Source organism: Hymenobacter polaris, from assembly GCF_012927305.1.
GTDB classification, from domain to species: Bacteria; Bacteroidota; Bacteroidia; order Cytophagales; family Hymenobacteraceae; genus Hymenobacter; species Hymenobacter polaris.
The window spans coordinates 77,008-89,130 of the sequence record NZ_JABBGH010000002.1; the positions used below are offsets into that span (position 1 = coordinate 77,008).

At 58.0% G+C, this 12,123-nt stretch carries 10 protein-coding genes; 1 reads left to right on the forward strand and 9 read right to left on the reverse strand.

Annotated elements, in window-relative coordinates; all coding sequences use genetic code 11:
* Positions 1-341 precede the first annotated feature (341 nt).
* The 9 genes from HHL22_RS10775 to HHL22_RS10815 all read right to left on the reverse strand — a co-directional run bounded on the left by HHL22_RS10775 (position 342) and on the right by HHL22_RS10815 (position 11,349).
* Positions 342-2,222 (reverse strand): acyltransferase family protein, encoded by a 1,881-nt coding sequence (locus HHL22_RS10775; protein WP_169531178.1) that lies wholly within the window; start codon positions 2,220-2,222, stop codon positions 342-344.
* A 971-nt stretch (positions 2,223-3,193) separates the two neighbouring features.
* On the reverse strand, positions 3,194-3,496 hold the full coding sequence (locus tag HHL22_RS10780) for a DUF4286 family protein (protein ID WP_169531180.1): 303 nt from the start codon (positions 3,494-3,496) through the stop codon (positions 3,194-3,196).
* A gap of 68 nt (positions 3,497-3,564) precedes the next feature.
* The gene (locus HHL22_RS10785; RefSeq protein WP_169531181.1) at positions 3,565-4,638 is read right to left on the reverse strand and encodes an NAD(P)H-dependent flavin oxidoreductase; all 1,074 of its coding nucleotides are present in this window, start codon (positions 4,636-4,638) and stop codon (positions 3,565-3,567) included.
* A 57-nt stretch (positions 4,639-4,695) separates the two neighbouring features.
* The gene (locus HHL22_RS10790) at positions 4,696-5,136 is read right to left on the reverse strand and encodes a DUF6526 family protein (protein WP_169531183.1); all 441 of its coding nucleotides are present in this window, start codon (positions 5,134-5,136) and stop codon (positions 4,696-4,698) included.
* Positions 5,137-5,248: 112 nt separating this feature from the next.
* Positions 5,249-5,647: a hypothetical protein gene (locus HHL22_RS10795; RefSeq protein WP_169531185.1), complete on the reverse strand. Its 399-nt coding sequence runs from the start codon at positions 5,645-5,647 to the stop codon at positions 5,249-5,251.
* A gap of 175 nt (positions 5,648-5,822) precedes the next feature.
* On the reverse strand, positions 5,823-7,085 hold the full coding sequence (locus HHL22_RS10800; protein WP_169531186.1) for an MFS transporter: 1,263 nt from the start codon (positions 7,083-7,085) through the stop codon (positions 5,823-5,825).
* 33 nt (positions 7,086-7,118) lie between these two features.
* Positions 7,119-8,081, reverse strand: a complete 963-nt coding sequence (locus HHL22_RS10805; RefSeq protein ID WP_169531188.1) for a cation diffusion facilitator family transporter — start codon at positions 8,079-8,081, stop codon at positions 7,119-7,121.
* A 218-nt stretch (positions 8,082-8,299) separates the two neighbouring features.
* Complete coding sequence (locus HHL22_RS10810) at positions 8,300-10,768, reverse strand: TonB-dependent receptor (protein WP_195809277.1); 2,469 nt, start codon at positions 10,766-10,768, stop codon at positions 8,300-8,302.
* A gap of 212 nt (positions 10,769-10,980) precedes the next feature.
* Positions 10,981-11,349, reverse strand: a complete 369-nt coding sequence (locus HHL22_RS10815; protein WP_169531189.1) for a hypothetical protein — start codon at positions 11,347-11,349, stop codon at positions 10,981-10,983.
* A gap of 273 nt (positions 11,350-11,622) precedes the next feature.
* Between HHL22_RS10815 and HHL22_RS10820 the strand changes: the two genes are divergently transcribed.
* Positions 11,623-12,105, forward strand: a complete 483-nt coding sequence (locus tag HHL22_RS10820) for a hypothetical protein (RefSeq protein ID WP_169531191.1) — start codon at positions 11,623-11,625, stop codon at positions 12,103-12,105.
* The last annotated feature ends 18 nt before the right edge of the window (positions 12,106-12,123 follow it).

Sequence of the window (12,123 nt, forward strand, 5' to 3'; positions counted from 1 at the left end):
CAAAGCCGGTTAGCTGTAAGATATAAAAAAACCAAGTGCTGGCTATCTTCAAAAGATGTTTGCCAAAGCCCAAATCGTAGCTGCTAGGGCCTAGCAACGGCTGAAAGAGGCATAAGTAGGGCTATGCTTAACGCGCGGAAAGCCGCCTTTTCGGAGGACTGCTATGGATTTGCAATGCCTGGCAGTATTCAGTTGAACTATCCTCGATGCTACTTACTACATGGCCTTCCTCCTAGCATGTTGGATGCTAGCAGGTGCACTAAAGTGTTGGCCTAAGCCTATTCGTGCAAGGGCTGCCGTCATCTTCTTAACATAATACTTATTGCGGGTGAGGTAACAAGTCAATTAAAAAACTTCGTTGTGGCAGGGTTCGCTAATATCTTATTAACAATTAAGTCGGCACCGTACCCTGTGACATGGTTATTATCCCACATGTACGGCTCATTGTTTGCTGACAAAGCAGGGAATGAAGTTTGATTTATAATTCTGATATAAGAAGAGTCTAGATTTTTTAGTAGATAGTTATCCATTAAATATTCTTCATCATTTAAATAATTATGATTAATTTGAATTTTATATTGAAAATTTCTTCCAGCAATTGTTGGGTAGGGGATTACGTAACTTTCGCTTTGCCCAACAACGATAACATTAATATTTTTTTTGTTGAAATAGCTAATAGATTCCTTGATGCCGTGTAATATCGTCTCCCGCTTTATTCCTTTAGCTCCAGACCAATGCGCCGTAATGATGACTAAATGTATTTCATTGGAATGGGAAGGAATAAAATCTTCATAAACATAATCTATTATTTTTCTAATAGCTAATCGTTCATTATTTACTTTCTTTATAGTTGGTAAAATACCTCCTGCTGTAGCTTGCAGCAGATTAAATTTAGTGCTATCGAGGTTTTTCCTTAGTGATTCGGATAGCTGAGCGGCATGGCTATCGCCAAGTAGCAAAACGTTTTTCTTTCGTTTATTTATGCATAAGCATTTATTGGTATCATAGCTTTCATCTTTAACTTCTGCAAAGCAAATCCCTGCATTAAATTGCTTGTCTCGCTTATGCTGCTGCGTAGTAGCGTAATTTGCTACTTCTAAAGATTTGGCCTTAAAAATAAAGTTATTAGTGTCGGCATAACTTGAATAGGCAATAAGAGTAATGCATGGTAGTAGTGCTGCATATAGCCACTTCGCGCTTTTAATCTTAATATTCTCAACATAAGTATAGGATATATAGCCCAGTAAAAAAGATATTATAACGAGTAGTAGTGTTAATTTTAAGCTCATTTTTATCCCAAAATACTGAGCTATCACGTAGACGGGCCAGTGCCATAAATACAGAGAGTAAGATATTTCCCCTAAGAATTGAATTGCTCTGTATTTAATAAATCTAACACTATCATTATTGGCAATAATTATTAAAAAAGTAGCAATTACGGGTAGCAAAGTGTAGAGACCAGGCCACAGCATAGTCGTGTCAAGAAGTAGAAAGCACAGGAATATCAAAAGGTAACCTGTATAAGCGATGAATTTTCCCCATTTGTTTTCCTTAAGTTTGCCTTCAGCAAGAAAAGCTATTCCGCCAAACATCATTTCCCATGACCTAGTAGGAAGTAAATAAAAAGCGGCGTTATTCTTATAAGTTGTCGCAATAAGTGACAGAATGATAAGTGAAATAGTGAAAAAAATGATAAAATAAAGATATATCTTTTTGCTTCTGATGGTGTTTGCTAGTAATAAAAGTATTAACGGATATATTAAGTAAAATTGCCATTCAACGGACAAAGACCAAGTGTGTAAAAAAATATTTGTATCTGATAACGGTGCGAAATAAGAATTAGAGCTTTGCCAGTATAATATATTTGATAAGAAAGTAATACTTGCTAAGGCGCTTTTTTGGTTTGTTTTATAATCTTCGGGAAAATAAAAGAAAAACGATAAAGTAGAAATAACAATAACAAGGCATAGTAGGGCTGGAACTATTCGCCTTGTTCTTTTGCCTATATAATCTTTAAAAGAGAAGTTATTATGATTGATGGATTGGATAATTATTCTAGTCATCAAATAGCCAGATATTACAAAGAAAATATCAACTCCAGCGAAGCCACCGGCTAAAAAATCTACTTTGTAATGAAAGAAAAGCACCCCAAGTACTGCAATAGCTCTGAGGGCATTTATATCGTATCTGAAACCTGTTTTAGGAGTGATTGTATTTTTCATAGCATACCACGATTATTGAGCAGGTAAAAAGTGGTTTAAAAAGAGCGTTTGAACAGAATACTCAATTAGTGGGTGTCAATAATACAAATAAGTTTTCTCTTTATCAAAGTTTTGCTAAGTGTAAGGTATATTAATTTTATAGATAGTCATAAGACATAAGTTCAGGTTTAGTAAGATAGCCCATATAGCCCCTGAATGCAATAAGACTTTTGACGCAACAAAGTCGTTCAGTGAAGGTCGTGTACGCTTAAAACGTCAACCGCAAGGTGTGGCAGCAGGTAGTAGCACGAGGCAGTTGCTGTTATTTTGTCAGCTATTCAAGTTTAAGGTGCCGAAATGTGTTGTGAGGCGCCTTTACATCATTTCGGATTGGGCTGTTAGAGCCTCGAGCTGATAACGCAGTGCGGGCAGCCAGGGCCAGCAGCCAGACTAATAGTCCTAGCTGAAGCCTTAGCTGCCCGTGACTTTGGGTATTGCTTCCCTAATACATTACTGCGGCAGGTCAGCGGCCCACCCCGTGACCCTAGGCCTGCAGCGGGGTCTGCAAGCGGTGGTTACCGCAGCAGGCCAAGCTCTCCCGAGTTTTGCGCAAGCGGCTACTGGCCAGGCTAGTTTCGAGTTAGGCTTTTGTCACCGCCATCAGGTGTGGCGTACGCACTTGAAGCCACGCCCAGGATTAGGCGAAGCTAGCGGATGGACGCTTAGGCTCAATATTGGACAATAACAGGTAGCTACCTGCTTTCAAAACTAGCAAAAAATGACCGGAACATCTTTCAATCGTCTACCCTCCTTAGCTAACTAAAAACTAACGTTACTGCTAGCGCCCAGAAGCTAGCTCAAGGCCGCTACTCGTTTGACGGCTGCCTGCGTGCTGCAATGCTCGAAGCTGCGCATAAAACTCCTGGTTCGAGGCAGCCCTGTATTTGCGCCGTTTGTTTGGCGTGCTCTTGCTGGTTTCCTGCAACCAATAGTTATTCCACCACTTCCAGCACGGTGCGGAAGGAGTGGTACTTGCCGGTAAACTTCTTGTCCATCTCGGCGAGCAGCTCGGGGGCAAAGTGCTGCTGGTAAGCCTCGAGCTGGTCGAGGCTCACGGAATAGTACTGCGCGGCGTAGGTGATGCCGTTATCTTCCTCGTTGAGCAGGCGCAGCAGCTGGCTGCGAATGAAGCAGCCGGTGCCCACTACTTCGGCCATGTGGTGCTCGCGCATGTAGCTCACCCATTCGTCGGCAATGCTGGGGTCGAGGCTGGTGGTGACGTTGTAGAGAATCATAAGTGGTAAGCAAAGGCGGCAGTAAAGTAACGTTAGGGAAATACCGGCCAGCTCTTTTCCGATACGGATTAGCTGGGTGGGGTGGCTAGCGCCGCTTGCAGCTCGGCGGCCAGCACCCGCACCAACTCGGCGGCCGCGAGGGGGCGAGCCCGCCCGGCGCCGGTGCCGGCCCACTGCACGGCATAGCCCGGCTCACCGGCCTGCTGCGCCGCAGCTATCAGCGCCTTACCCGCTACGTAGGCCCGCGGATAAGCCGCCACGGCCGGCCGGCCCGGCTGGTCAATCTCCCGCATAAACCTATTGACCAGCCCGCGAGCGGGCCGGCCCGAAATGACGGCGGTAAGCTGCGTGGGCAGCGGGGGCTGCTGCAGCAAGGCGGCCCGGTAGGCGGCGCTCGCCTCCGACTCGGGGCAGGCGACGAAGGCGGTGCCCAGCTGTGCCGCCACGGCGCCCGCCCGCAGCGCCGCCGCCACGTCGGCGCCGGTCATCAGGCCGCCGGCGGCCACCACGGGCAGGGGCAGCGTCTGCACCAGCTGCCTCGTCAGGGCCAGGGTTGGCTGCTGGGTATCCGGCAGGCCATCGAATACCCCCCGGTGGCCGCCCGCCTCAATACCCTGGGCCACCAGCGCCTCAATGCCCAGGGTCAGCGCCGCCCGGCCCTCCGCTACCGATGTTACGCAGGCCAGCAGCAGGCAGCCCGCCTGCCGCAGCGCGGTGGCTTGGGCGGCCGTGGGCAAGCCAAAGTGGAAGCTCACTACCCTAGGGCGGGCCACCACCAGCACCTGCAGCAACTCCTCGTGCACCCGAAAGCTCGGGTAAGCCTCCGCCAGGCTGGCTGGGGGCGCACTGCCCAGCTTCTCGAAAAAAGGCCCTAAGTACGCCAGCCAGCGGGCATCGCCCGCGGGGTCGGGGGCGGCCGGCTGGTGGCAGAACACGTTGACGTTGAAGGGCCGGCGGCTGGCGGCCTGCAGCTCGGCCAGCTGCTGGGCTACCGTGCTGGCGGCCGGCGCAGCCCCGGCCGCCAATGAGCCTAGGGCCCCGGCTTCGGACACAGCTAGCGCCAGGGCCAGCGTTGAAACGCCCGCCATCGGGGCCTGAATAATCGGGTAAGACAGCGCCAGGCGCTCACAGAAGGCGTTCATAGATAAGAGGCGAGGCCTGGCAGCGGGCGCTTCGGCCGCCGCACCTCGTGGCTTCACTCACACCCGCATGGGGTCGAACTGGAAATCGTGGATGCGAGCCAAAATAGCCTTGGAGTCGAGCTTTTCGGCGGCAGCGGCCTGGGCCAGGGCGGGCAGCTCCTGGTCGCCGGCTAGGCGTAGGGTTAAGATTTGCTTGAGGGTGAGGTCTTTTTCGAGCGGGGCGAAGCGCTGGCCGCTGACTTCGAAGTAGCGCTGGCGCACTTCGAGCCGGGCCACGCGGTCTTGCAGCATCAGGGCGTAGTGCTGGCGCATCATTACCAGGGCCACCAGAAAAAACAGTGCCAGCAGCGCCACCGAAAACCACAGGCGCGACAGCTCGGAGTCGTCACCGGCCACGCCCACGTAGCGCCGGATGGTGTAGACGACGAGCACTAGTGTGAGCGGCAGCAGCACGAAATGGTGCAGCGGGTAGTACCGCGTGGGGTTTTTGGCGGCCATGGGGGCTAGGGAGTTGCGGCAAAGAGACGCTAGCAGTACGGCCCCCCACAAAAAAACTCCGACTTGCGCCGGAGTTTTTTGGATAAGCGCGCGGGCGCCAACTAATAATTGCTTACATATTACCGGCTTTGCGGGCCGCTTTATCGGCCTCTTTCTGAGCTTTTTCCTGCTTTTTGGTGGCGCGCTCCTGCTCGCGGGCTACGTCGGCGTTTTGGCGGGCCATTTTCAACTGCTCCTTTTGCTGCTTGGCTTGCTGCCGCTGCTCGCGCATCTGGGCCTTCAGGTCGCGCGTCTGGCTTTGCTGTGCCTTGAGGGCGCGGCGCTGCTCCTTCACGGTTTGGTCGGCCGCATTGGCTTGGTCGCGCTGCTGCTGGTGCGTTTGCTGCAAGTCCTGCGTGGTTTGAGTGGGAGCCGGCGTAGTTTGGTCGGGGGTAGAAGTCGTTTGGGCATGGGCCGAGGTAGCGGCCAGGCTGGCTACGGCGAAAACGGCCAGCAACAATACTTTTTTCATAAAAGAAGAGAGGCAACTCATTATGTAGCTGCACAATCCTTAAACGAGCAAGCGGTGTGCCACTGTTGCAGCTACAGTTCCTTTTTAGCTTAGAATTATCCTGCATTCGGCAAGTTTATAGGCCGTTACGCCGTGGGTCTGCTTTAAACCCTAGGGCTTAGCGACGCAGCAGCCCCTAGGTAGGCTCGCTGTAGTCCAGGTCTTTGCCAAAGCTCTCGGGTAGCGTGAGCACTGCCCATATGGCAACCAAGATAGTGAGCCCCCCTAGGTAAGCTGCCCCCGGAATGCGCCCGAAGTGCGCCTCGGCCCAGCGGAAGGCGGGCACCAGCCCCACCACCGCGCCCCGCGCAAAGTTGGGCGCCGTGGTGGCTACCGTAGCTCGCAGGTTGGTGCCAAACTGCTCGGCCGCCACCGTCACGAATAAGGCCCAGAAGCCCACCGAAATGCCCATCACGAAGCACATGGCGTAAAAAGCCGTGTCGGTGGCCCCGCGCATGGCAAACAGATAAACCCAAACCATGACAGCATTGAAAGCCAAGAAGATGAGTAGCGCCCGGTTGCGGCTCTTGAGCACCTGCGAGAGCCCGCCGCTCAGAAAATCGCCGAACACTAGCCCGAAGTAGCACCAGAATACAGCCAGCCCCGCCGACACGGCCGGCTGCCCCGCTACGTCGGGCCGCACCTCCAGGGCATCGGCAAACTCGGGCGAGAAAGTAATGAGGATGCCCACCGCAAACCACAGCGGCACCCCAATGAGCAGGCAGCGCAGGTAGCGCCCCAGCAGCTTGCCGTTGGTGAAGAGGCCCAGGAAGTTGCCGCGCGCCGTGCCGCTTTCCTTGGTGCGCTGGAACATACCCGACTCGAATACGCTCACGCGCAGTACCAGCAGGGCCAGCCCTAGGGCCCCGCCCACCAGGTAGGCATTGCGCCAGCCCAGGCGCTGGCCCACCCAGTAGCCCAGCATGGCCCCGCTCACGCCCACAGTGGCTACTATCATGGTGCCCAGGCCGCGGCGCTCCTTGGGTAGGCTCTCGCTCACCAGCGTGATGCCCGCGCCTAGCTCGCCCGCCAGCCCGATGCCCGCGATGAGCCGCAGCCAGGCGTATTGCTCCAGGCTGTGCACGTAGGCGTTGGCGAGGTTGGCCAGCGAGTACATGAGGATGGAGCCAAACAGCACCGAGAGGCGCCCTTTCTTGTCGCCCAGCACGCCCCACAGGATGCCGCCCAGCAGCATCCCGCCCATCTGCATGCTCAGCAGGTACTCGCCCTGAGTCTTCACGGCTACCTTGTCCACGATGCCCAGGTCGGCCAGGCTTTTTACCCGCACGATGCTGAACAGGATAAGGTCGTAGATATCGACGAAGTAGCCGAGGGAGGCAACAATGACGACGGCCGAGAGCAGCTTGGTTTGAGTGGGCGGGGGAGTGGTGGCTTGCATGGCCGAAATGTAGGGCCAGCCACCGCAAACCACCTACACCGCCAGCGCGGGTGCGGGCACTTTACAGCCGCTCTGGCAGCCGTGGGCCAGCTCCGAGTCCTCGACTTGCACGGTGCTGTGGTGGATGTGGAACTCCTTAAGCAGGCCCTGCGAGAGGTTGGCCAGCCAAGTGGCATCGGCCCCGCCGGGGCGCACTAGGTGGGCCATCAGGGCGGTGTCGTGGCCGTCGCTGCTCAGGCTCCAGATGTGCAGGTCATGCAGGCTTTGCACGCCCGGCTGGCGCAGCAGGTAGTCGTGCACCTTCTCAAATTCGATGCTGTCGGGCACGGCTTGCAGGCCCAGGCGCACCGTGTCGCGCAGCAGGCCCCACGAGCCGTAGGCGATGACAACTAGTAGCAGCAAGCTCACCACCGGGTCGAGCCACTGCCAGCCGGTGAAGTAGGTAATAGCGCCGGCCACCACCACGCCCAGGCTCACCAACGCGTCCACAGCCATGTGGAGGTAGGCGCCGCGCACGTTCACGTCGCCCTTCTGCCCGGCCCTAAACAGCCAGGCCGTGAAGCCGTTAATCAGAATTCCCACGCCGGCCAGCGCCATCACCCAGCCGCCCTTCACGGGCTCGGGGTGGCGCAGGTGCTCGATGGTTTCCCACAAGATGAACCCTAGGGCCCCGTAGAGCAGGGCTGCGTTCAGCAGGGCCGCCTGAATGGTAGCCCCGCGGTAGCCGAAGGTGTAGCGCGTCGTGGCGGGCCGGCCAGCCAGCCAGGCCGCGCCCCAGGCCAGAGCCAAACTCAGCACGTCGCTCAGGTTGTGGCCGGCATCGGAGAGCAGCGCCGCCGAGTTGGCCCACAGCCCACCAATCACCTCGGCCACTACAAACGCCAGGTTCAGGCCGATACCCCAGGCAAAAGCCGCGCTGAACTGGCCCCCAGCCGGCGGGGCGGCGTGCTGGTGCCCGGCGTGCGAATGGTCGTGGGAGTCGTGCGAGTGAGCCATAGCTGCAAAGTAGGTAGTTAGCAGCTAAACGCAGGGCAGGGCCTAGGGATTCAGCGGGCGCCGCTCTGCTGGCAAGCAGGTGTAAAAAAAGAACGTCATGCTGAGCTTGCCGAAGCATCTCTACCGCGCAAGTAATTCTAGACGTTGAGATTACTTACGCGGTAGAGATGCTTCGGCAAGCTCAGCATGACGTTCTTTTTAGTACTAGCTTGTTCTGCCTACTTCAGCGTCAGCGGCACCACCAGCTTGATGCTGAGCGTGCGGCCCATGTTGTAGATGCCGCGGCGGCCGGTGGCGTAATTCACCTCGGCGTACTTGAGGCGGCTCAGGTGGCTCTGGTAGGCCACGTCGAACAGGTTATTGCAGGTCAGGTAGACACTGAACAACGTCTTGCCTTGCTTGTCGGCCACGTCGGTGCCGGCGCCGGCATTAAATAAAGTGTAGGCAGGCGTGGCTGTTTCGGTGTCGAAGGCGCCGAAGAAGCGGTTTTGGGCGAAGTTCTGCTCTAGCTGCAGGCGCGCGTACACGTTGGTCAGGCGCTGGCCCTGGCGGCGGAAGTTGCCGCGCAGCTCGCTCTGGAAGCGGTCGGGCGGAATGAAGGGCAGGTACTGCTGGTCGGCGGGCACGTCGAGCTGGCGGGCGCGCACCATTGAAAACGAGTTCTCGAAGTGCAGCCAGTCCAAGGGGTGCGGATGGAAATCGAGGGTGGCCTCGCCGCCCAGCAGCCGGGCCCGGCCCTGCACGTACTCAAACAGGCCGATGTCGGGCCCGGTGCTCACCAGCGAGTCGGTGCCGCGCTGGTTCAGCACCCGGCGCGAAAAGATGTAGCCATCGATGCTGTTCTCGAAGGCATCCACCGAAAAGCGCACGTGCTCGCTGGCGTAGCTCACGCCCGCGTCGAGCTGCAAGCTGGTTTCGGCCCGCAGGTTGGGGTTGCCCACCTCGTAGCGGATGGTACCCTCATGCACCCCGTTCGAGCCCAGCTCGGCAATATTGGGCGCCCGGAAGCCGCGTGCGATGTCGGCCTTGAATGTCAGCCGGTCGCTGGCGTTGTAGGCCGCCCCCAGGCTGCCGCTGTAGTTGTTAAACGTGCTGCGGAAGCCGCCAAACTTGGTTTCGGCGCCCGGCGTGCCCGGCGGCACCGGCTGCTCGCTGGCCCCCAGGTACAGGCTTTGGGCGTCGATGCGGCGCACGTCGTAGCGCAGGCCGCCGCTCAGGTCCACCGGCCCTAGGGTCTTTTTCACCACCCCAAACACGCCGCCCTCGCTCAGGTTGTAGGCCGGAATCAGGAATTCCAGGCCCAAGTTGCGGTTTTGCTGGCGCATGCCGCTAGCGCCCACTACCAGGTTCCAGCCGGCCATTTCGGGCAGGTAGTAGCGCAGCGCCGCATCGGCCGTGCGCAGCTGGAAGTACAGGTTAGGCGTGTCGGGCGCCACGGCGTCGCCAAACTCGCGGCGCAGGTTCTGCTGGTAGTTGGCCTGCACCGCCAGCCGCCCACCCTGGTCGCCGATAATCAGGTTGTTATCAATACCGATGCGCAGATGGTTGATGCGCTGGCGCGGCACGAACAGCGTGTAGCTGCGCAGCTCGTCGTCGCTCACCACCTGGCTGCCCACCTGCCCGCCCCCTAGGGCCACGTCGCGCACGAAGCGCCCGCTGGTGCTGTCGCGCACGCCCTCGCTCAGGCCCAGGTTCTGGTTGAAGCTGCTGAACGTCAGGTGCGAGTAGCCCCAGCTCTTGTTCACGCCCACGTAGCCGCTGGCGTCCCACTCATTAAAGCCCGAGTTGAAGACGCGGCCGTCGTAGCGGTTCTGGTAGGCGGCGGCCACCTTGCGCGTGCCGCGCACCCGCCAGTTCAGCCCGTTTAGGTTGCCCGCGTTTTCGAGCGAGTAGCCCTGCAGGTTGTTGTTGGTTTGGTAGTTGGCCACGCCCTGCGCCGTGATGCGGCCCTCGGGCAGTGGGTCGGGCGCCAGGAAGTTGATGACGCCGGCCATGGCGTCGGAGCCGTAGAGCAGCGAGCCGGGGCCCTTGATAATCTCCACGTGGTCAACCCCGTACTGGTCCAGCTCGATGCCGTGCTCGTCGCCCCACTGCTGGCCTTCCTGGCGGGCGCCGTTGTTGAGCGTCACCACCCGGTTGTAGCTCAGCCCGCGCACCACCGGCTTGCTGATGGCTGCCCCGGTCGTAATCTGGCTCACGCCGGGCGTGTGGGCGATGGCGTCCACGGCGTTGGTGGCCGAGGTTTGGTTGAGGCGCGTGCGGTCCACGATGGTGGTGGGCACCGGCGAGCGGCGCACGGCCGTGGCCTGGCTCACGCCCGTGACCACCACCTGGCCAATCTCGGTAGCGGCCGGCGTCAGGGCCAGGTTCAGGGGCTGGCCGCTGCCGGTATCCACGGTTTGGGTCACGGTGTTGTAGCCCAGCGAAGTTATCTGCACCGTAAAGCGCCCCCTAGGCAGACTGCCGAAGCTGAAGCTGCCGCTGGCGTCGGTGGCCGTGCCCTGCTTGAGGTCGGGGAAGACGACGTTGGCGCCGGGCAGCCCCTCGCCGGTTTTGGCATCGGTGAGGCGGCCGGTGAAGGGCGGCGCGGCCGCCCGCGTGCGGGCCGGCGCCGCGGGCGTAGGCTGCGCCCGTGCCGATAGGGCCAGCGCGCTCAGCACCAGCCCCGTAGAATAGATAAAACGCATTATAGCAGCTAGAAAATAACGTGATGGAAAAGCCAGCCCTAGGCCCGCGGCGGTGCGCCAGGCCCCCGGATGCCTGGTGGCGCGGCCATGCCGGGCCGGCTGCGGTAACCAGTAGCCTGGCTGTTGCTAAAAGCGCCTTAGAGGGCAGCTAACTAAGGGGGGAGGTGGGCGCGGGGCGCTACCCAGGCCTAGGGCCTAGCCAATGGCGCAGCCTAGCCGAGTGCGGGCGGGCCGCGCAGCTGGGCGCGCCGGGCATCCAAGGGCGGGTAGCCCGGCCAGCCAGCCACCGCCCAGGCCAGGTAAAGCTGGCGCACGCGCGGCTGGGGCAGCACTGCCATACTACCCAAGGCAAACGGCACGTTATAAAACTGCTCGGCGTGGCAGTGCTGGTGCTGGGTAGTGAAAAGCAGGCGAGGCGGCCCGGCCGCGGGCCGGCGGGCGTAGGCCGGCTCGTGGGTGGTGTGCGCGTGCGCATGCCAGGAAATTACCCACGTCTCGGGCAGCAGCGTCCGCCCCAGGCAGAGCAGCAGCAGGGCGGCGAAGTAAGGGCGAAGCGCGGCGCGGAACACGGAAGGCAGCAAAAAAATGTGCACTTACTGATGCAGCGGCATCAGGGCAAAGATACCGGCTAGGGACGGCATTTATGAACCAATGTTGCAAATGATGGCCTTCTTCTGGCAGCGCGCTCCCATGCAAAAGGCAGCTAGTCAGTTAGCAAAGGCACTATAGTCGAGTTTTTTTTCGAACAGCTAGCGCTTTTTGCTCGGAGTTTTCCGTAGGTTGGGCGGCAATAACCAGCGCCATACAAACGAAACAGACGCACAAAAAGAATAATACAACAGCAACTAATTTAAATGATTTTCAAGCACCTATCACCGTTGTTTATTCAGGAAGATGCCGAATTGCAGCTGCTGCGCGTCCGCTGGGCGGGCAGCCGCAACGCGCCCGCTTTCCGCACTGCCGCCAGCGGCCTCGTTGACTTAATGCAGCAGCATGGCACCCGCCGCTTGCTGCTAGAGCTTAGCGAGCAGCCCGACCTACCCGTATACGACCAATTGTGGCTGAGCACTACGCTGCTGCCGCGCATTGCCCAGCTGCCCGTCACGCAGCTGGTTATTATTCTGGCCAGCCAGCGCGTCTACAACCGCCACGTGCTGGAGTCGCTGCTGATGCAGTACCAGGCGCGTATTAAGGCTGATGTTCAGTTTTTTACTCAGGATGAGGCGGCCCTTGACTGGCTGACTGATAACTCGCCCCGCGTGCCCGCGCTGCTGGCCGAGTGGGCGCGCGAGACGCACCCCAGCAGCAACCAAGCGACTAGCCGGCTGCTGTGCTAGCCCCACCTGCGTAGGCCG